The sequence below is a fragment of the Xanthomonas nasturtii genome (genome assembly GCF_001660815.1).
Classification (GTDB): domain Bacteria; phylum Pseudomonadota; class Gammaproteobacteria; order Xanthomonadales; family Xanthomonadaceae; genus Xanthomonas; species Xanthomonas nasturtii.
Genome location: NZ_LYMI01000012.1, coordinates 22471 through 44063 on the forward strand (window position 1 = coordinate 22471; position 21593 = coordinate 44063).

The 21593-nt window shown below is 64.6% G+C and carries 14 protein-coding genes; 8 read left to right on the plus strand and 6 right to left on the minus strand.

Annotation, left to right across the window (positions count from 1 at the left end; genetic code table 11):
- The first annotated feature begins 7 nt into the window (after positions 1-7).
- Positions 8-2677, plus strand: a complete 2670-nt coding sequence (locus tag A7D16_RS05860) for a TonB-dependent receptor (protein WP_064630744.1) — start codon at positions 8-10, stop codon at positions 2675-2677.
- A gap of 387 nt (positions 2678-3064) precedes the next feature.
- Here A7D16_RS05860 and A7D16_RS05865 read toward each other — a convergent pair whose 3' ends face one another.
- Together A7D16_RS05865 and A7D16_RS05870 are read right to left on the minus strand one after the other, a co-directional pair.
- Positions 3065-4303, minus strand: a complete 1239-nt coding sequence (locus A7D16_RS05865; protein WP_064630746.1) for a multifunctional CCA addition/repair protein — start codon at positions 4301-4303, stop codon at positions 3065-3067.
- 456 nt (positions 4304-4759) lie between these two features.
- Positions 4760-6733 (minus strand): transglycosylase SLT domain-containing protein, encoded by a 1974-nt coding sequence (locus A7D16_RS05870; protein WP_064630748.1) that lies wholly within the window; start codon positions 6731-6733, stop codon positions 4760-4762.
- Positions 6734-6992: 259 nt separating this feature from the next.
- Between A7D16_RS05870 and A7D16_RS05875 the strand changes: the two genes are divergently transcribed.
- Positions 6993-9872, plus strand: coding sequence for a TonB-dependent receptor plug domain-containing protein (locus A7D16_RS05875; protein ID WP_064630750.1), 2880 nt, complete (start codon positions 6993-6995; stop codon positions 9870-9872).
- Between the two features lie 540 nt (positions 9873-10412).
- Positions 10413-10604 carry a hypothetical protein gene (locus A7D16_RS23605; protein WP_153043134.1) on the plus strand — a complete coding sequence of 64 codons (192 nt, stop codon included), beginning with the start codon at positions 10413-10415 and terminating at the stop codon, positions 10602-10604.
- Between the two features lie 41 nt (positions 10605-10645).
- Here A7D16_RS23605 and A7D16_RS05880 read toward each other — a convergent pair whose 3' ends face one another.
- From A7D16_RS05880 to A7D16_RS05890, 3 genes are all read right to left on the minus strand, one after another.
- A complete protein-coding gene (locus A7D16_RS05880; RefSeq protein ID WP_064630752.1) occupies positions 10646-13600 on the minus strand; it encodes a valine--tRNA ligase in 2955 nt (984 codons plus the stop codon).
- Between the two features lie 208 nt (positions 13601-13808).
- Positions 13809-14234: a DNA polymerase III subunit chi gene (locus A7D16_RS05885; RefSeq protein ID WP_064630754.1), complete on the minus strand. Its 426-nt coding sequence runs from the start codon at positions 14232-14234 to the stop codon at positions 13809-13811.
- A gap of 114 nt (positions 14235-14348) precedes the next feature.
- Complete coding sequence (locus A7D16_RS05890; protein ID WP_064630756.1) at positions 14349-15830, minus strand: leucyl aminopeptidase; 1482 nt, start codon at positions 15828-15830, stop codon at positions 14349-14351.
- A gap of 107 nt (positions 15831-15937) precedes the next feature.
- Between A7D16_RS05890 and lptF the strand changes: the two genes are divergently transcribed.
- From lptF to A7D16_RS05905, 3 genes are all read left to right on the plus strand, one after another.
- On the plus strand, positions 15938-17020 hold the full coding sequence (gene lptF / locus A7D16_RS05895) for an LPS export ABC transporter permease LptF (protein WP_064630758.1): 1083 nt from the start codon (positions 15938-15940) through the stop codon (positions 17018-17020).
- Positions 17017-18123 carry an LPS export ABC transporter permease LptG gene (gene lptG, locus A7D16_RS05900; RefSeq protein WP_064630760.1) on the plus strand — a complete coding sequence of 369 codons (1107 nt, stop codon included), beginning with the start codon at positions 17017-17019 and terminating at the stop codon, positions 18121-18123. The genes lptF and lptG overlap by 4 nt, the downstream gene beginning before the upstream one ends.
- Before the next feature lie 101 nt (positions 18124-18224).
- Positions 18225-18422 (plus strand): hypothetical protein, encoded by a 198-nt coding sequence (locus A7D16_RS05905; protein ID WP_064630762.1) that lies wholly within the window; start codon positions 18225-18227, stop codon positions 18420-18422.
- A gap of 258 nt (positions 18423-18680) precedes the next feature.
- On the opposite strand, the gene A7D16_RS05910 is transcribed toward A7D16_RS05905, so the two are convergent.
- Positions 18681-19142: an RDD family protein gene (locus A7D16_RS05910; RefSeq protein ID WP_064630764.1), complete on the minus strand. Its 462-nt coding sequence runs from the start codon at positions 19140-19142 to the stop codon at positions 18681-18683.
- Between the two features lie 104 nt (positions 19143-19246).
- Between A7D16_RS05910 and xerD the strand changes: the two genes are divergently transcribed.
- A complete protein-coding gene (xerD, locus tag A7D16_RS05915) occupies positions 19247-20218 on the plus strand; it encodes a site-specific tyrosine recombinase XerD (protein WP_064630766.1) in 972 nt (323 codons plus the stop codon).
- A 299-nt stretch (positions 20219-20517) separates the two neighbouring features.
- Entirely contained in the window at positions 20518-21321 is an 804-nt protein-coding gene (locus tag A7D16_RS05920) for a DsbC family protein (protein ID WP_064630768.1), read from the plus strand.
- Positions 21322-21593 lie beyond the last annotated feature (272 nt).

The following is a 21593-nucleotide window of genomic DNA, read 5'->3' on the forward strand; positions in this document are numbered from 1 at the left end:
CCATGCAATGCTGTTTCCCCATCTGTTCGCTTCATCCCGTTGTGTGCAAGTGCATGCGTCCATCGCTGCGCTATGCCGCTCTCCATTGAGTGCCGCCGTCAGGTGCTTGCTTGTCGGTGGCGCCACCGTTGCCTGCGTTGCAGCGCTTCCCGCATTCGCGCAGGAACAGCCTGCACCTGCGCAGCAACAAACCCCCGCACAAACCAATCCATCGGTTTCCACGCTGGATGAAATCAAGGTGGTGGGCTACCAGGCCAGCCTGGGCAAGGCGCTCAACGTCAAGCGCAATGCCGATGCGATCGTCGATGCGATCAGCGCCGAAGACATCGGCAAATTTCCCGATACCAACGTGGCCGAATCGTTGTCGCGGCTGTCCGGCATCACCGTGGACAGGCAGTTCGGCGAAGGCGAAAAAGTCAGCATCCTGGGCACCGATCCGGCGCTCAATCGCGTGCTGCTCAATGGCCAGACCATTGCATCGACCAGTTGGGGCGGCGACCCCAACGACCCGGACAGCCGCTCGTTCAACTACAGCACGCTGGCGCCGGAGGTGGTCGGCCTGATGGAGGTCTACAAGACCCCGGAAGCGCGGATCGATGAAGGCTCCATCGGTGGCACCGTGATCGTGCACACGCGCAAGCCGCTGGATCTGGATCGCAATACGCTCACCGGCACCGTGAGCTACGGCTACAACGATCGTTCCGACGAAGGCAAGCCGAATGCGTCGGCGTTGTACAGCTGGAAGAACCAGGACGAAACCCTGGGCGTGCTCACCTCGGTGATGCATTCGCAGCGCGTGTTGCGCCGCGACGGCGTGGAAATCTTCGGCTACGACGACGTCGCAGGCGCCGGGTTTCCGCCGGGGGTGGTCGGTAACAACACTGGCGTGTTTCCCACCTCGATCAATACCGCGCTGTTCCAGCAGACGCGCAAGCGAGACGGCGTCAGCGCTGCGCTGCAATGGAAGCCGGACAGTGATTTCGAGCTCAATCTGACCGGCCTGTACGTCAAGGAAAGTTTCGACAACTACAACCAGAGCCGTTACGGCTATTGGGGCTCCAATCCCGGCGACGCGCAGGCGTTAGGCTTCGAAAACGGCGTTGCCACCTCGGGCACCTTCGGCGATCAATCCACCACGTTCCTGGACGGTTACCTGCGTAACAGCGACGTCACCACCGGCAGCATCCATCTGCGCGCCGACTGGCACGGCGATGGCTGGAATGCGTCCAGCCAGGTGGGCTACACCAGCTCCCAAGGCGGTGCCGAGCGCATTTACGGCATCCAGTTCCGCAACCTGGCCGGCTACAGCTACGACATCGACGGGCGCCGCACCGCGATGGACTACAGCACCGACCCCACCAATGCCGCAGCGATGCAACTCAACAACGCCTCGGCCAGCCACAGCCCGCAGTACGACAAAGAGCGCTATCTGCAGCTGGATTTCGACCATGCGGTGGAGTGGGGACCGTTCACGCAGATCCTGACCGGCATCAAGCTCACCAATCACGCCACTGGGCAATCGGCGTACAGCCGTACCTGGACCCCGAACGATGGCAGCACCCTCGCGGCGTTTTCGCCTGGCACCACGCCGTCCGGGTATCTGGACGGCCTATCGACCAGTGCCGACATGCAGCGCTGGTCGACCATCAACAGCGGTGCGATCAGTCGATACATCGGCGGATTGGAGGGCGATGACGGGCTGCCGATCAGTTATGCCGGCAACTACAGCATCGAAGAGCAGAACCGTGCGTGGTTCCTGCAAGGCAACTTCTCCGGCGAGCGCTATCGCGGCAACATCGGTGTGCGCTATGTGCATACGCGCGATTCCACCGATGGTTTCAGCTACGCGCCAGGCGGCGGCTATACGCCGGTCAATTTCCTCAGCAGCTACGGCAAATGGCTACCGGCGTTCAATATTGCGTATGACCTGCGCGACGATCTGATGCTGCGCTTTGCCGCCTCCAAGGTGATCGCGCGGCCGCGTTATACCAACATGACCCCGTATGTGGCCACCGACGACACCACGCTGACCGCCTCCACCGGCAATCCAGGCTTGAGCCCGTACGAATCGACCAACCTCGGCGCATCGCTGGAGTGGTATTTCTCCGACAGCAGCCTGCTCAGTGGCGAATTTTTCTCGCGCGATATCTCCAACTACATCCTGACCACCGTGCAGGACCGCGTGTTCTTCAACAACGCCACCGGCGGGTCCAGCACGTATCAGACATCGGTGCCAACCAATGCCGGCGACGCCAAAGTGCAAGGCGTGGCGCTCAATCTGCAGCACAACTTCGGCAACGGCTTCGGCGTGGTGGCCAACTACACCTACTCCGATTCCAACACCGACGGCGACTACAGCCTGCCGTACAACTCGCGCAATGCCTACAACATCAGCCCGTACTACGAGCAAGGCAAGTGGAGCGCGCGGGTGAATCTGGGCTGGCGTTCGGAATACTTCACCCAGATCGGGCGGCTCAACGGTCAGCAGATGACCGATGCGTTCACCCAGGTGGATGCATCGTTCGGTTATCAGGCCACCGAGCGCCTGCGCGTGGCGCTGGAGGCCACGAACCTGCTGGACGAAACCTACTTCAGCTACATCGGCAACAAGAACCAGCCGTACTACATTTATAAAAACGGCCGCTCCTTCATGTTGAGCCTGAATTTCAAGCTGTAAAGCGCATGGTTCGGGGGAAGCGCACGCACGGCGCGTGGAGGGCGTTGGCCGTCACGCCACTGCGAGGCTGGGTGTGCCTCTTTCGAACCCTGCGGTTTTCGAGTTGCGCAACGACGAGGTGCGCTTGGTGATGCCGATGTACCAGGGAATACCGCCGGCCGCATAGGCGCGAGAAGGCATGCACGATGAAGCGCGTCGAAGACTACTGCGCATCCGCTACCGGATCGTGGCCTGTGCTCGGCATCGGCGTGTGCCACGCCTGCACTCCGGTTTCGCTGCCATCTGCATCCAGCTGACGGCCGCTCGCAACGCTTTTTGCCGCTCTACTTGCTGCCTCGGCGATCCGCCACGGGTATGGACGCCAGCGGCCCAGCAGGCAACCAGCGCTCACTCCTCGCGCTTTAAACTGCGCGCGGCGGCAATGGCCGCAATGCGCGCCTTTGCCAATGCTTCACCGATCTGCGGGCCTTGCAGGCCATTGGCTGCCAGGTCGCGCGCGTTGATTGCCAGGGCAGCGGCGTGCAGTCGCTTGAGTTCTTCGCCTTGTGGGTACGCGTCATCTTCGCTACCCAGGCGGCCACGCTTGTCGGCTTCGCATACCAATGCCAGCTGCGCGATGCGCTCGGGGCGGCGGAAGCCATCGCAGCGCACCAGTAGCTCGTGCACGGTGCGGTCGCGCAGTTCGGCCAGGCGATGCACGTTCAAGTGTTCGCGGCAGGCGGTGACGGCAAGCTGGCGGTAATCCTGCGGCACCTTGAGGCGTTCGCACAGCGTCTGCAGCGGAGCGACGCCGCGTTGTTCGTGCATGACGTGGCGCGGCCATTCCTCCGGCGGTGTGAATGCCTTGCCCAGATCGTGAGTAAGTGCAGCAAAGCCGACCAACGCATCGCCTGGCGCCAGCTGCGCGGTCATGTCGCTGACCATTTCCTGGTGGATGCCGGTATCCACTTCCGGATGGAACTCGGCGCGCTGCGGCACGCCATACAGCGCATCGAGCTCGGGCAGGATGACGCGTAGCGCATCGGTCGCGTGCAAGGTGCGCAGGAATGCCGATGGCTGCGCGCAGGTCAATGCGCGACGCAGCTCCTGCCACACGCGCTCGGGCACCAGGCTGTCCAGCTCACCGCTGGCTGCCATTTCCCGCATCAGTGACGCAGTCTCCGGCGCGATGGCAAAGCCCAGCGGCGCCAGCCGCGCCATGAAGCGCGCAGCACGCAACACGCGCACGGGATCTTCGACAAATGCCGGGCCAACATGCCGCAGGACGCGCGCCTCCAGGTCGCGTGCGCCGTTGTACGGGTCGAACAGCTCGCCCGTGTCCTCGTCGCGCGCGATCGCATTGATGGTGAAATCGCGGCGCAGCAGATCTTCTTCCAGCGTCACCGACGGATCGGCATCCACCACGAAGCCGCGATAGCCGCGGCCGGACTTGCGCTCGGTGCGCGCCAGTGCGTATTCCTCGCCGCTGCGCGGATGCAAAAACACCGGGAAATCCTTGCCAACCGGTTTGAAGCCCTGCGCTTCCATCTGCGCCTGATCGGCACCCACCACCACCCAGTCGCGGTCGCCAGCCGGCTGGCCAAGCAATGCATCGCGGACTGCGCCGCCAACGAGATAGATCTTCATGCGCACATGATGCCCGATGCGGTGTACGCGTCGAAACACTACGCGGCCGTTGCTGTCGGACGTTTGGCCGGGCTTTGCGGTGGCCAAGTCATTGCGTCAGCAAATCTTGATCGCTTAGAGAGGGTTGGACGGAATCGATGGATCAGTTGTAGCACTCTAGAGCTGCAGGTCTTCGCAGTTGCTGCAGGGCCCTTGCCCGCCCACCATCGCGGCACACGCTGCAAGTACCTCCATGTAGCTCCTTGGCGGCATCCATGCCGCCAAGGGTCCCGCGACGGTGCGCGGGCAAGGACCAGGCGAGATGGTCGGTGGGCAAGTTTTCAACACAGCAACCAGCGACCACAAAACCGTGCGAAGCAGTGTCCTCGTCCTTCAATAAAGCCACCAGAACAGTGTCTGGCGAGCGCGCCGCGCGCACCACCGAATCAGCAAGTGATGCAGGTCGATTAACTCGACTCAATCCTGCGCCGCGTTGTTCGCCGCCTGGCCCGGCGTGCACACCGGCTTGAGGCGCTTGTCCACCAGCTTGCCCATCAGTCGGTCGCTCAGCGGCAGCATGTCGCCGTTGAGGCGCCAGTCGTAGATCACGCTGAAGGCCAGCACGCGCGCAACGTATTCGCGGGTTTCCTTGTAGCTGATGGTCTCGATCCAGAAGTCCGGCTCAAAGCCCGGGCGCTGCGATTGCCAGCGCCCGGTCGGGCCGGGCCCCGCGTTGTAGGCGGCGATGGTGAGGTAGGGCAGTCCATAAGTGTTGAGCAACTGACGCAGATACGCCGTGCCGATGGCGATGTTGGTATCCGGCTCGTACAGGCTGGTGGCGCCCGCATAGCCGGGCAGGGCAATGCCCTTGGCGACGGCAGCGCCGGTGCCGGGCAACACCTGCATCAGTCCCATTGCGTTGGCCGGCGAACGCGCGCGCGGATTGAAGATGCTTTCGGCACGGATTTCCGCGGCCACCCAGGCCGGGTCGATCGCATTCCTGGCGGCTTCGCGGCGAATGCTGTCGTCGTGATGCAACGGGAAGCGCAGCGCGTACAGGCGTTGTTCGTCCGGCTGCTTGCCAAGCGCGAACACCGCGCGGTCGAACCAACCGTTGTCGCTTGCCACTTCCACTGCCAGGCGGCGTTGGGTGTCGTCGAAACGGGTGGCGGCATCGTTCCATTCGGCCACTGCCCAGCCGGGGCGGTCGATCTGGAACAAGGCGATGGCGCGGATCAAGGCCGGGTCGCGTGCGACGGCCGCCTTGGCCTGCGGGCTGTCCTTGGGCTCCCACGGACACAGCCGGTACGGCTGCTGCAGGCGGTCGGCGGCCAGGAAGCCGTGGAAGGTCGGCGATTGCGCGGCTGTGCGATACAGCGGCTGTGCGGCCGCGGCAGCGCCGGTCTTTTCGGCGAGGCGCGCTTCGAAATACTGCCAGCGCGAATCGCTGCGCTGGGCTGCCGGCATCTTGCGAATGGCAGCCAATGCCGCCGGCCAGTCGCCACGCGACATCGCCTCGCGCGCGCGCCATTCGTGCAGGCGTTCGTCGTAGGACGCATCCGGCACGGCGTTGAGCCGGCGCGCCGAATCCGGCAGATACGAGGCCACCGTCCACAGCGCGATCTGGTACAGCACCTGCCCGCGTTGCGCTTCGCTGAAGCCGAGCGCGCCGGCAAGCTGCGGTAGCTGCTGCTCGGCGGCGTCCGGGTCGCTCTTGGCCAGTTTGGCCAACCCGTCGACTGCAATGCGGCGGCTGCGCTCGGTCCTGGGCCAAGCCAGTGCACGTGGGTGGACCTTGTCGAGAAAGGCAGCGTAATCGGTGGCCAGCGCCAGATCGGCCGCCGGCAGGCCACGCGCGGCGGTGCGCATCACCGCAGGCAGCTGCGCATCGGCAGCGGCTTCCACGCGCTCCCACCGCAAGGCCGGCGTCAGCTCGCCGCGCGATTCCAGCCCGGCAACCACCGTATCGCAGGCATCGGGTAGCCCCTTGCCGGTGCGCCACAGCGTCAGCGCATCGCGGCTCCACTGCGCGTCCGCCTTACCGGTGCCCAGGCGCGCGCTCAGCTGTGCGCAGCGCAGGCCCACATTGTCGGTGGACTTCCAGTTGGCCAGCAGCGTGTTCCAGTCCTGCCGGCGTGCCACCGCCGGCAACCAGGTGCTGCGGAAGCTTTCGGCCACCGGCTGGCCCGCATAGCGCTGCAAAAATGCTTGTGCCTGCGCATTGGAGACGTTGTCGATATTGCGCTTGAGCGTGGCAAATTCCAGCCAGCCGTAGAGCGGGTGGCGGCTCAATGCGCCGAGCTGACCGGCATCGGCCTGGCCGCGCTCTGCGGCTGCGATGGCATCGCGCACGGCGGTCAATTGCGGGTCGAGGGTTTGCGCATGCAGCGCGGTGCTGCCAAGGCACAGCAGGCCGATGAAAACAGTGGCAAGGCGGGGGGCATAAGTCATGCCGCGATGATACCGAAGCACGCCTGAGCGCCTGAGTGAATACGCAGCGTGGCGCTGACCACGCGGCGGCACGCACCTGCCAGCGCAGGAGCGCCACGCCCGCATCCGCGCTTGCACGCCTGCAGCATTCACCGCTGCAGGCCGCAGCGTACTGCTGCATTGCCAGTTGCAGCGCGTTAATGTTTCGTTTAAAAGTTGGGACGGACCGCAGGGCACGGGGGCGTGCGGACACTTACCTATCCTTCTGGAGAGAGAAAGGATGAAGCGTCTGATTGGCCCCACGCGGTCATGCCTGGCCGTGCAGTTGTCGTTGTGTCTGATTCCCACGCTCGCCTGGGCGCAGCAGCCCGAGGCCGCTCCGAGCACGCGCACGCTCGACAGCGTGCAGGTCACCGGTACGCGCATCAAGACCGCCGAATTGCAGGGCCAGGTGCCGATCCAGACGCTTAACCGCGCCGACATCGAACGCACCGGGCTGACCTCCATCGGCGAAGTGCTGCAGGAACTCACTGCATCGGGTTCGGCACTCAATGCCAAGTTCAATTCGTCCGGCAACTTCGGTTTCCCGCCCGATGGCGGCGGCGTGGGGGCGGGCTCGGCGCAGGTGGATCTGCGCCATCTCGGTTCCAAGCGCGTGCTGGTATTGGTGGATGGCATCCGTTGGGTCAATGAATCCTCGGCGTCCGGCGTGGGTTCCTCGACCGATCTCAACACCATTCCGCTGGCGATCGTCGAGCGCATCGAAGTGCTCGAAGACGGCGCTTCATCGCTGTACGGTTCGGATGCGATCGCCGGTGTGGTCAACATCATCACCCGTCGCAGCTTCGACGGTGCGCAGGTCACGCTCAACTACGGGCAGTACGGCAAGGGCGATGGCGCCAACCAGGGCATGGACCTGGCCTGGGGCACCAGTGGCGAGAATTTCAGCCTGTTTCTCGGTGCCAGCTACGTCAAACAGGATCCGATCTATGCGCGCGACCGTGCGCAGGCGCGCTTCCCGATTCCGGGCACCGGGCTGACCTTCGCCAGCTCGGCAACGCCGGATGGCCGCTTTCAATTCGTCGACCCCAACACCGGCGTGCGCCAGAACCTCACGCCCAACGCCGGCGTGGGTACACCGCAATACGATGGCAGCGGCGGATGTACGCGTAGCGACGACTATCACTGCTTCGGCACCGCAGACCGCTATAACTTCGCCGAGCAGAATCTGTTGCTGACGCCATCCGAGCGCAAGGGCGTGTTCGCGCAATTTCGCTACTACTTCAATGACGACGTGCAGTGGTACGTCAAGGCGTTGGGCAACCGGCGCGAATCGACCAACCAGGCCGCACCGGAGCCGATCTTTCTCGGCCCCGACGCCGGCACCGGCAACCCGTTGGCCGACAACATCGTCATTTCGGCGCTCAATCCGTTCAACCCGTTCGGCTTCGAGTTGAATTCGGCGACCAACCTGATCCAGATCGGCCGCCGCCCCGTGGAAGGCGGGGCGCGTCGCTTCGAGCAGCAGGTGGACACGCAATACTTCGGCACCGGCCTGGTCGGCACCTTCGAAGGTGCAGGGCGGACGTGGTTCTGGGACGTCAACGGCATGTACAGCAAGAACAAGGCCGAACAGACCAACTACGGCAGCTACAACCTGTTCAACATCAATCTGGGGCTGGGCGACCCGGCGGCATGCGCGGCGGTGGCAGGTTGCGTGCCGCTGGATATCTTCAGCGGCGCCGGCAGCATCACGCCGGAGATGTTGCGCTGGATCCAGCCGGTGGTGCGCGACCGTAGCCAGAACGAATTGAGCCTGTTCACCGCCAACCTGAGCAGCGAGCTGTTCCAGCTGCCCGGCGGTGCGGTGTCGTTCGCCACCGGCTACGAATACCGCAAGTACGAAGGCTCGTATCAACCCGATCCGCTCACCGTGGCCGGGCGCTACAACGGCGTGCCGTCGTTGCCTACCTCGGGCAGTTACGACGTCAACGAGGCCTATCTCGAACTCAATATTCCGATCTTCGCCAACTCGGCCCTGGGCGACAAACTCGATCTGAATATCGCCGGGCGTTATTCGGATTATTCCACCTTCGGTGGCGAGTTCACGCCGAAGTACGGCCTGCGTTGGCAGGTCACCGATGAGTTCGTGTTGCGCACCAGCTATGCGGAAGGCTTCCGTGCGCCGACCATCGGCGAGTTGTTCGGTTCGGCGGCGCGTGCGGACCTGCAGTTGTCGGACCCATGCTCGATCGGCCTGGGCGGCACCGCACCGCGTGGTAGCGCGGCCAACTGTGCAGCGCTCGGCGTGCCTGGCGGTTATCAGCAGGCCAACCAGCAGATCTCGGTCACCACGGGCGGCAACGAGCAGCTGGACCCGGAACGTTCGCGGAGTTTCAGCGCGGGGTTCGTGTTCAGCCCGGGCTTTGCGAGCAACGCAAGCTGGTCCGATCGCCTCGATCTGGAGGTGACGTTCTACCGTCATCATGTGGACGGTGCGATCCAGGCGATCAATGCGCAGACGCAGCTGGATCTGTGCGTGGATACGCTGGATGCGTTGTACTGCAACGGGATCGGGCGGGCATCCACCGGCGGCATCAACGCCTTCAACAATCGGTTGACCAATCTGGGCTCGATCAAGACCGACGGGTGGGACGTGGATCTGTTCTGGACCTTGCCGGAAACCGCGTTCGGGCGTTTCAAGCTGTCGTGGCAGAACACCTTGGTGGGCCGGTACGAGGCGCTGGGCGCAGCAGGTCAGCGGCAGCCGCAGGGGCCGGGTATCGAGGTGGTCGACAGCGCGATTCCGGAGTGGACCAGCAACGCGGTACTGGACTGGTCGCTGGGCAACTGGACGGCATCGTGGACCGCGCGGCACATCTCCAGACTCACCGAGCAATGCGGTGACGCGGTGGAGTTTGCGGTGTGTTCTGATCCATCAGTGGGCACCAACCGGCTGGATGCGATCACCTACCACGATGCGCAAGTGGGTTATCGGGTCGATTGGCTCAAGGGACTGCAACTCACGGCCGGCTTGAACAACGTGTTCGACAAGGATCCGCCGATCTGCCTGTCGTGCTCCCTCAATGGCTACGACGCGTCCACCTACGACATCCCCGGTGGACGGTTCTGGTATGCGCGTGTGGATTTGAAGTTTTAGTCCGACAGCACAGGCGTAGCTGGCAGCTGCGGTGAATTGGCGCCGGTATTTGAGGTGTCACTTCACCGCAGGCCCTTGCCCGTCCACCATCGCGGGACACGCTGCAAGTACGTCCGTGTAGCTCCTTGGCGGCATCCATGCCGCCAAGGGTCCCGCGACGGTGAGCGGGAAAGGACCAGTGGAGATGGTCGGTTTGCAAGTTTGCAAGCAGGGCACGAAGGGTATTGTTGGAATGGCTGCGTGGCGTATCAGCTTCCCAATCAGGCCGAGCCCCCGTAGAGCCTTTAGGAAAACAACCGACTAACTTTCTGGTGCGGTGTCCTCACCGATTGCCGGACCGTTGGCGGCATGGATGCCGCCAACGAGCCCCCATGGCGGGTTAACGGCGTGTCCCGCGAGCGGCGAGGTCGACGTCTTTGTGTTTGCCGCAGGGCCCTTGCCCGCCCACCATCGCAGGACACGCCGTGAATCCGTCCCTGGAGGCTCTGGCGCGGCATCCATGCCGCTCAAGGTCCCGCGACGGTGGGCGGGCAAGGACCAGTGAAGCTGGTCGATGCGCAACGGTTTCAACAAGCGGCCAGCAAGCCGCGTTATGCGGTGTTCTCGTTCTTCAATAAAGGCACCAGCCAACTGTCTGGTGCGGTGCCCTCGCCGATTGCGGGACCGTTGGCGGCATGGATGCCGCCACCGAGCCCCCATGGACGGGTTAACGGCGTGTCCCGCGAGCGGTGAGGGCACTGCGCACTCGACACACTAGAAGCTGATCGATTTTCTCAGATCTTCGCGCGCTGCTCGCGCAAACCGGTCAACTGCGTGGTCCAGTCGTTCAAGCGCGCACGTTCCTGTTCGACCACGGCGGCGGGGGCGTTCTGCACGAACGTGGCGCTGCCGAGTTTGCCGTTGCACTTGCCGATCTCGCCTTCCACACGCTTGATTTCCTTGTCCAGGCGCGTGCGCTCTGCGTCCATGTCGACCAGGCCTTCCAGCGGTACCAGCAGGGTGAGCTCGCCAACGATGGCAGTGGCTGCCGGCGGTGTGTCCTGGCCGGCGTCCAGCCAGTCGATGCTTTCCAGCTTGAGCAGGAACGACAGCTGCGAAGCGAAGCGGGCAACGCGCGGGCGGTCGTCGGCCGTGCCGGCTTGCAGCAGCAGGCGCACCTGTTTGGATGGCGGCACGTTCAACTCGCTGCGCACGCGGCGCAGCGCCGACACCATCGACTTCAACCATTCGACATCGGCTTCGGCAGTGGCATAGCCGCTGGTGTCCACATCGTCGGCCTGCGGAAACGCCTGCAGCGAAATCGTCTGCTCGGTGATCCCCAGGCGCGGCGCGACCTGCTGCCACAGTTCTTCGGTGACGAACGGGGTGAGCGGGTGCAGCAGGCGCAGCAACGATTCCAACACATACAGCAGGGTGTGGCGGGTGCTGGCGGCCGCGTCGGCGTCCTGGTTGTTGAGCGCCGGCTTGGCCAACTCCACGAACCAGTCGCAGAACGCGTTCCAGGCGAATTCGTACAGCGACTGCGCCAGCAGGTCGAAGCGGTAGTTGGCGTAATGCGCATGCGTTTCTGCAGTGACCTTGTCCAGGCGCGCCAGGATCCACTTCTCCGCTTCGGTACGCGGCTGCGGCACGCCGTTGAAGCGTGCGCCCTCGGTGTTCATCAGCACAAAGCGCGTGGCATTCCACAGCTTGTTGCAGAAGTTCTTGTAGCCCTCGGCGCGGCCCAGGTCGAACTTGATGTCGCGGCCATGCGTGGCCAGCGCGGCGATGGTGAAGCGCAGCGCGTCGGCGCCGTGGGCGATGATGCCGTCCGGAAATTCCTTGCGCGTGGCTTTTTCGATCTTTTCGGCCATGCGCGGTTGCATCAAGCCATGCGTGCGCTTGGCAACCAACGCTTCAATGCTGATGCCGTCGATGATATCGAGCGGGTCGAGGACGTTGCCCTTGGATTTGGACATCTTCTGGCCTTGCGCATCGCGAATCAGGCCGGTGATATAGACATCGCGGAACGGCACCTGGCCGGTGAAGCTGTCGGTGGCCATGATCATGCGCGCCACCCAGAAGAAGATGATATCGAAACCGGTGACCAGCACGCTGGAGGGCAGATAGCGCTCAAAGCCGCGCTCGGCCATCGCGTTCGCCTCCGGCCAGCCCAGTGTGGAGAACGGCCACAGCTGCGAGGAGAACCAGGTTTCCAGCACGTCTTCTTCCCGCCGCAACGGGTAGTTTTCTGCGAGACCATTTTTCTCGCGGACTTCTTCAATGGACCGGCCAACGAAGATGCGATGCTCTAAATCGTCGTACCACGCCGGGATTCGGTGGCCCCACCACAGCTGGCGGCTGATGCACCAATCCTGAATGTTCTCCATCCAGTGGCGATAGGTGTTGATCCAGTTCGGCGGCACGAATTTGATCTGGCCGCTTTCGACCAGCTCCAGGCCGCGCTTGGCCAGCACGTCCATCTTCACGAACCATTGACTTGTGAGATAAGGCTCGATTACTTGACCGGTGCGGTCACCACGTGGCACTTGCAACTTGTGCGCTCTGGTTTCAACTAGCAGCCCTTGCTCTTCCAGTTCTGTTAGCACGAGCTTACGAGCTTCAAAACGATCCAACCCCTGAAATTTCAGTGGTATTTCATCGACGACTCCATCGGGTAAGAATTCTGCTCCGAGCGAAATCCGATTTTCTATCAACAAGCTGCCATCTTGTTGAACGGTATCGCCTTGGGGCTGCGCGCCATCTTGCCAGCGACTCCACTTGATGCGGGCATCCTTAGTAAATATGTTGATCATCGGCAGCGAGTGCCGCACGCCTACCTGATAATCGTTGAAATCATGCGCAGGCGTGACCTTGACCACGCCAGTGCCGAACGCGCGGTCCACGTAATCGTCGGTGATCACCGGCACTTGCCGGCCGGTGAGCGGCAGCACGATGCGTGCGCTGTGCAGGCTGGCATAGCGCGCATCGTCCGGGTGCACCATCACCGCGGTGTCGCCCAGCATGGTTTCCGGGCGCGTGGTGGCCACCACCAGATAATCGCGGGTTTCGCGCAAGGTCTCCACGCCATCGGCATCGTGCTCGACGTGTTCGTAGGTCACGCCATCGGCCAGCGGATAGCGGATCGACCACAAAAAGCCGTCTTCTTCGACGTTTTCCACTTCCAGATCGGAAATGGCGGTCTTCAGCACCGGATCCCAATTGACCAGGCGTTGGCCGCGATAGATCAGGCCCTGCTCGTACCAGCGCACGAACGCTTCATTCACTGCCGCCGAGGGCTGCGGGTCCATGGTGAAGGTGCTGCGCGACCAATCGCTGGAGGTCCCCAAACGGCGCATCTGGCGCTCGATGGTGTCGCCGGATTCGGCCTTCCATTCCCACACCTTGGCGATGAAGCCTTCGCGCCCGAGCGAGTCGCGCGTTTCACCGTTGCCTTCCAGCGCCAGATTGCGCGACACCACCATCTCGGTGGCGATGCCGGCGTGGTCGGTACCCACCTGCCACAGCGTGTCGTAGCCGCGCATGCGGTGATAGCGCACCAGCGCATCCATCAGCGTCTGCTGAAACGCATGGCCCATGTGCAGCGTGCCGGTGACATTGGGCGGCGGCAGCAACACGGTATACGGCTCGCCCTTGCCGGACGGCACGAAATAGCCAGCCGCCTCCCACTGCGCATACAGGCGCGATTCGAAGGAAGCGGGGTCGTAGCTGGAGGCGAGGGTGGTCATAGTGTGGCTGGGATTCGTTGATTCGGGATTCGGGATTGGTTGCGTCATGGGGCCGGCGAGAGTCACTGGCAATCCACTCGTCAATGTCGGTGTTGGTGCTGCGAAGCGAAGATCGGCTGGCTTGGATTGGCCGTTGGATGCAGCCCAGGGAGAGGCAAACATCTGCTGTTACGAATCCCCAATCCCAACTCCCCAATCCCAGCCCCTCTCACATGTCGTACTTGGTCAGTTCCAGGCCCAGGGCCTTGTACTGCTTCCAGCGTTCGCGCAGCGGTTCGCGGGCGGCGGGGTCGGCCGGTACCACTTCCAGCACGCGGTCGCAGGCGCCCAGGTAGGGGTCGTCGCGCAGGTTGATCACCAGCGGGCGCGAGGGCGCGGCGAATTCGGGGGCGGCAATCAGCACCGGCGCCAGTTCGTCTTCCTCATCGGTGCCGGCGATCTGGTGCGGTACATAGGCCTCGTCGTCGAACGCCCACAACAGGTCGTCCAGCGCCTCGGCCTGTGCGGCATCGCGCGCCAGGATCAGCGTGGACAGGTTGGCATCGTTGGCCTTGCGCGCCAGCTCGCAGACCAGCCGCAGCGGTTCGTTGAGGAAGCGCGGTTTGGCGATCAGGTAGAAGTCGGCACGGGGCATCAGGGCAGGGAATCGGGAGAGGGGAATCGGGAATGGTCACGGCATCGCCGCGACCTCGAAGGTCGCGGCGATGACTGAGAGGAGAAGGGTTTCACAATTCCCGATTCCCGATTCTCAATTCCCACCCGCGGCGCGGTCCAGCAACCACTGTGTCAGCAGGCCCACCGGGCGGCCGGTGGCCATGCCGCGCTTGCCTTCGTCGCTGGCCACGCCGGCGATGTCCAGATGCGCCCAACGCTGGTTTTCGGTGAAGCGCGACAGGAAGCAACCCGCCGTGATCGCACCGCCCCAGCGGCCGCCGATGTTGTAGACGTCGGCGAAGGTGGAATCCAGCAGGCCCTGATACTCGTCCCACAGCGGCAGGCGCCAGGCGCGGTCGAACACTTGCTCGCCGGCGCTGAGCAACTCGTTGGCCAGGTCGTCGTGCTTGCTCATCAGGCCAGCGGTCTGGTGGCCCAGGGCCACCATGCAGGCACCGGTCAGCGTGGCCACGTCCACCAGCGCTTCGGGGTTGAAGCGTTCGGCGTAGGTCAGCGCATCGCACAGGATCAGGCGGCCTTCGGCATCGGTATTGCCGACTTCGATGGTCTTGCCCGACATGCTGGTGATCACATCGGAGGGACGGTACGCGTTGCCGTCGATGGCGTTTTCCACCGCCGGTACCACCACCACCAGGTTGATCGGCAGCTCGGCCTTGACCGTGGCCACGAAGGTGCCGATGACGTTGGCGCCACCGCACATGTCGTACTTCATTTCCTCGATGCCGCCCTGCGTCTTGAGGTTGACGCCGCCGGTGTCGAAGGTAATGCCCTTGCCCACCAGTACGTAGGGACGCGCGTCGCCGCCGCCGTTCCACTTCAGCACGATCAGGCGTGGGCGGTTGGCCGAGCCGCGCGCCACCGACAGCAGCGAGCCCATGCCCAGCGCTTCCATCTGCGCCTCGTCCAGGATCTCGGCCTCGGCGCCCGGGAACTTGCCGGCAAATGCCGCGGCAGTGTCGGCCAGGTAGGCCGGAGTGCAGTAGTTTGGCGGCAGGTTGCCCAGCTCGCGCGCGAATTCCACGCCTTCGGCGGTGGCCACGGCTACGGCCAATGCGCGGGCGTCGTCGCCGGCGATGGCCAGGGTGGTCAGGCCGCTCTCGTCGACCTTCTTCTTGCCCAGGGTGGCGGTGTAGCGATAGGCCGCATGGTCGCCGACGATGACTGCCTGGCGGATGTTCCAGGCTGCGTCGCGGGCCTTGACGGGCAGTTCGGTCAGGGTGAGCAGGGCGGTGCCGACCGCGCCGGTCTTCAGCGCGCGGGTCGCATCGCCGATCGCCTTGAGGTAGGGCGCCACGCCGAACTTGCCGGTCTCGCCCAGCCCGACCACCAGCACGCGCGGGGCGGTCACGCCGGGCAGGTCGTGGACCAGGGTGGTGCTGCCGGTCTTGGCAACCACGTCGCCGCGTGCCACCAGGGCCGTCAGGCGACCCTGGCTGGCGCTGTCCAGCGCCTGCGCAGCGGGCGAAAGGGTGTTGTCGGCGAACACGCCAACCACGATGCAGTCGACGTGGGCGCTTGCCGGCGCGTCTTGGTTCAGGATGAATTGCAGGGCCATTGATCAGATTCCGTAGGCAAATCCGTACAATCGCGGGCTGTTTACGCCAACCGGACTAGGCTGGCGCCGCCGCGAACGAATCCGAGAGTTTAAAACAAGCCCACCCCATGCCGAAGCTCGATCGATACCTGCTCAGCGATTTCACCCAGAGCTTCCTGGCCACCTTGATCGTGCTGCTGGTCGTCAGCGTCGGCGGTGTGCTGGTGGATATCCTCGGCAATATCGCCGACGGCCGCATCCCCGCTCGCTTGCTGCTGTCGCAGGTGGGCCTGCAGTTCGTGGCCTACCTGCCCATCATCCTGCCGCTGGCGCTGATGCTGGGACTGTTGTTGGCACTGGCGCGGCTGTACCGCGATTCAGAAATGGCCGTCATCACCGCCATAGGCGTGGGCCCAAAGCGCATGTTGCGGCCGATGCTGATGCTGGTGGTGCCGGTGGTGGTCATCATCGGGCTGTGTTCGCTGTGGTTGGGGCCGTGGGCCAGCCGTACCGCCGAGACCATGCTGGAAGACGCAAACCGCAGCGTGCTGATGGCCGGCCTGGAGTCGGGCAAGTTCACCCCGCTGTCCGGCGGCGGCGTGGTCTACCTGACCACCATCTCGGCCGATGGCAAGAACCTGGGCAAGGTCTTCATGCAACGGCAGAAGGACGACCGCATCGATGTGGTCACTGCCGACCGTGGCGCAATGTTCTTCGAAGGCAAGACCGACCGTTACTTGCGCCTGGAGGACGGTTACCGCATCGAAGGGCCGGCTGCCGGCACCACCCTGGACTACCGCCTGATGAAGTTCGCCAGCAACGACGTGGTCTTGCCCGACCGCACCCGGACCCACGACGCCAACGACCCGGAGGTGATGTGGACCACCCAGCTGCTGTCCGATGAGCGCCCCGCTGCCCGCGCGCAGCTGCATGAGCGCCTGGCGCCGCCGCTGCTGGCGTTGGCCTTCGCCTTGCTGACCCTGCCGCTGTCGCGCAGCGCGCCGCGGCAACAGCGCTATGGCCGGATCATGCTGGCCTTCCTGGCCTATATGGTGGGCACCAATTTGATGATCGTCGGCACCCAGTGGATCGCCAACGGCAAGACCCCGGCAGCACTGGGCCTGTGGTGGCTGACGTTGCCGCTGTTGGCGGTGGCGATCTGGGCCTATGCCCGCGATGGCCGCGTGCGTCGACCGAGGGCGGGCGCATGAGGCTGATGCCGCGGGTCCATGATTGGTACGTCGGGCGCGTGGTGTTGTTCACCGTGCTGCTGACCTGGGCGGTGCTGCTGGGGCTGGATCTGGTCAACGCCTTCGCCAGCGAGGCCAAGAACATCGGCCAGGGCAGCTACAGCTTCGGTCACGCGGTGGCCTTTGTGGCCTACACCGTGCCGCGGCGCGCCTACACCTTGTTCCCCACCGCCGCGGTGATCGGCGCCCTGATGGGCCTGGGCCAGCTGGCGGCCACATCCGAGCTGACCGCGCTGCGTGCGCTGGGCGTGTCGCGCAAGCGCATGTCCGCCTCGGTGGTCGCCGCGATGGCGCTGTTGACCGCCAGCATGGTGATCAGTGGCGAAACGGTGGGCCCGTGGGCGCAAAACCAGGCCGATACGCTCAAGACCAGTGCCCGTTATAACAGCAACATGGCGATGGCCCGCTATTCGGGTCTGTGGGCACGTGAAGGCACTACCTTCCTCAATGCGCTTGGCGGCGAAGAAAAGCTGCTCGATGGCGGCGGCACCGCGCTGATCTTGCACGATGTGCGCTTGTACAGCATGGATGCCAACGGCAGGCTGCAGCAGCTCACTTATGCCTCCGTGGCCGAGCACCGCGACGGCCACTGGACCCTGCGTCAGGTGCGTCGCGATACCTTCCAGGAACGTTCGGTGCAGCGCGAAACCTTCCCCGAGCTGCCCTGGCAATCGCAGCTGAGCCCGTCGGCGCTTGCGTCCGGCTTGGCCAAGCCGCGTAACCTCTCCGCGCACGAGCTGGAGCAGAGCATCGAATACCGCCGCCGCAATGGACTGGATTCGCGCGACTACGAAGATCAGTACTGGAGCCGTTGGTTCTACCCGCTCAATGTGCTGGCGCTGTGCATGGCGGCAATCCCGTTCTCTTTCGGCTCGCTGCGCAGCGGCGGCCTGGGCAAGCGATTGTTCCTGGGCATTTTGTTCGCGCTGGGGTTCTGGTTGCTGCAGCTGTTCTTCGGCCGCATGGCCGGCGCGCTCAAGCTCGATTACCGCATCGCCTACGCGCTGCCGCCGATGGTGATGCTGGGCGTGTCGGCGTGGTTGTTCCGGCGGCGGAGTAGTTGAGCCGCGCAGCGCAGGCCTTGCCCGATGCCGACCAACGTGCGCTTGCGCAGGCGGTCAGCGAAGTACTGTAGTACCTGTGGGATCCGATCGGCGTTGCGGGCGTGCCGCAGGCGCGCGATGAGTACGCCAGCTATGTTCCCGAAATATGCACGCTGCTCTGGCAGGGTGCTGATCAGGCAACGGTCGCCACGACCCTGCGTGAGATTTCCGGGCAGCGCATGGGTCTTGATGAAACGGATGCTTTAGCCGAGCCGGCGGCCCGCCGTTTGATGGCGTGGCGCGAGGTCATCACCCGTTAGAAGTGGGGAAATCCGTCAGGCGTATTGGCTGGCCGGTTTCGGCAGCCGGACGCGCCGGCCTTCATTAGGTGAGCGGGTGTTCGACCTCTCACGTGCGGGCAGGTCCCCCGAGGCGGCTGCGTAGTACCCTTGCCAGCGCATGCCGCTGAGACGCTCACAGGAGCTCGCTGGCATCAGCAATCGGCATATCGCAAGACGGCCACTCAACCGCAGCACATTCCCCTAACCAGCATTAGCTGGGCGACGTGTTGGTTGTGGCTAATGCTTGGGAATGCGCTCCAGCCGGGTGCCACTCGCACGGTCATGCCAGGTCAGGCGCTCGCGATCCAGCCATGCCCACCAGAAGCCGGCGCCGCCCAGCGCCAGCGCCAGCGTGCCCACTGCGTAGCGGATCCAGGCTTGTTGCCAGGTGGGTTGTGGCCCTTGCAGTCGCAGCCGCCATGGGCGCATGCCCAGGGTCTGCCCACCGCGGCGCCAGCTCACCGTGGCGTAGACGCCTGCGGCGAGCCAGCAGCACACCCACAACAGCCATTGCCAGCCGCTGAAAGGAGCGATGTTCTCGCGCGCCGGGTGCCCGGCCAGCGTGAATCCCAGCGTGAACGCAGCGGAGATCAGCATCGACAGCGCCAGCACCGGCCAGAGGTCGTAGCACAGCGCCAGCAGCCGCCAGCCCACCAGGGCAGGGGGGCGCGCAACCCGAGGCAAAGGGATCGAAGTCATGGCGCGAGCATAACGGTCGCCAGGCATGGAGCAACGCCGCGCTGCGGTAGCTGTGCTCGTTTTGTTAGCCGCTCAAAACCCGCGCGGCGTTTTATGCTGTGGCGATGTCTGCCAGCAGCCCTGCCGAACGCCGCCAACTCACCCGCCAACTGCCGCCGGTGCAGGCCGCCGATGCTGCAGTGATCGAACGGTTCCTGGACCGGTTCTGGGCCGAGCAAGGCGTGGCGCGGCAAACCCTGGACAGCTATCGGCGCGATCTGGAAGGGCTGGCGCGCTGGCGCGACGGCGCTGGCGGCGGATTGCTGGGTATCGATCGCGCGGCGTTGTTCGACTATCTGCGCTGGCGTACCCAGGCCAATTACTCTCCGCGCAGCACGGCGCGGTTGTTGTCGACCTTGCGTGCGTTCTATGGGCTGTGCCTGCGCGATGGCGTGCGCAGCGACGACCCGACCGCATTGATCGACCCGCCGCAGCTGCCGCGCTCGCTGCCCAAGGCGTTGACCGAAAGCCAGATCGAGGCGCTGCTCGGCGCCCCTGACGTGGAGGCCCCAACCGGTCTGCGCGACCGCGCCATGCTGGAGCTGATGTACGCCGCGGGCCTGCGCGTGAGCGAGCTGGTCAACCTGCCGGCGGTGGGGGTGAATCTGCGCCAGGGCGTGCTGCGGGTCACCGGCAAGGGCAGCAAGGACCGCCTGGTACCGCTGGGCGAAGAATCCCAGCACTGGCTGGAGCGGTATCTGCACCAGGCGCGCCCGCTGCTGGCCGAGCACAAGCCGGTGGCGCCGGTGGAGGGGCAGGTGCCATTGTTCATCGACGCCGCCCGTCACCCGCTCAGCCGCCAGCACTTCTGGTCGCTGGTCAAGCGCTATGCGGTGGTGGCCGGCATCGACCCGGCAACGGTCAGTCCACATGGCCTGCGGCACAGCTTCGCGACCCATCTGCTCAACCACGGTGCAGACCTGCGCGCGCTGCAGATGCTGCTGGGCCACAGCTCGCTGTCCACCACCCAGATCTATACGTTGGTGGCGCGGCAACACCTGCAGAAACTGCACGCCGCGCACCATCCGCGCGGTTAGCCGGTTAGCCGGTTAGCCGGTTTGGCGGGGAAGGCCCGTCGCGTGAGCGCCTCCCTGCGACGGCTTCAAGGTGCATGGGGGCACGCGTGGGGGAGCGCACCTTTTCCCGGCAAGACCGCCGCGCAAGCGCCTCAGATCCCGCCAGGGACACGACCTACGGCGCCGCGCGCCGTCCGCATGTCCGACCCGTGAACGTTACGAACGCAGCATTGGGCAAACAAACAAACAGTGGCGGCCGGTGCCAGGCTTCATCCACCCTGTGCGAGAATCCGGCCACCCCAATTCCACTGGATGCGTAAATGTATCGTCTTGCTATCGCCGCGCTGCTGGGCGCGCTCAGCCTTACCGCCTGCGCACAATCGTCGCAGCCTGCGGCGGGCAACGCCGGCGCCAAGCCAACCGCCGCTGCCGCCCCCGCCGCAACTGGCAATGTGGATCAGCGCGTCGGCGCCGCCCTCAAGGCCCTGGACCCGGACTTCAAGCCCGATTACATCGGTGCTGCGCCGTTCCCTGGGTTCCGCGAGGTAGTGGTCGGTGGGCAGGTGCTGTACGTCAGCGACGACGGCCGTTACCTGATCCAGGCGCAGCCGTTCGACATCCAGAACAAGCAGTTCGCCGCCAGCCCGGGCCTGCTGGCCTACCGCCGCAAGCAGCTGGAAACCGTACCCAAGGCCGACCGCATCGTGTTCGCGCCGGCCAACCCCAAGTACACCGTGACCGTGTTCACCGACGTGGAATGCGGTTACTGCCGCAAGCTGCACAGCGAGATCGGCGAGCTCAACAAGCAGGGTATCGCGGTCGAATATCTGGCCTTCCCGCGCATGGGCCTGGGCAGCCAGGACCACAAGGAAATGATTGCCGTGTGGTGCGCTGCCGACCGCAAGCAGGCACTGACTGCGGCCAAGTCCGGCCAGCCGGTGAATTCCAAGGACTGCAAGAACCCGGTGTCGATGGAATACACCCTGGGCCAGCGCCTGGGCGTCAACGGCACCCCGGCGATCTTTGCGCCGGACGGCACCCAGCTCGGTGGCTACCTGCCGCCGGCGCAGCTGCGCGAAGCACTGGAAAAGCGTGCCGTGACCACAGCGGGCGGCAGCCGCTGAGGCGGGCTCAGCCCTGACCATCGCGGCGCGTCGCTGATGGCGTCGTTGTGGTGATGGTCCGTGCAATGACAAAGGCCGGGGTGCGTCCGCATCCCGGCCTTTGCCGTTTCCGAGGGGGCGCCATCTGACCACGTTCCCTGGTGCCGCCCGGCGCAACACGCCGGCATGCGCATGGGCCAGCGTCAAGGCCTGCCTGACGATTCCCCATTCCCCATCCGTACTGCCGCACCCCCGACCGACGCCGACCCATCGGCTCCGTTACAATCTGCAGC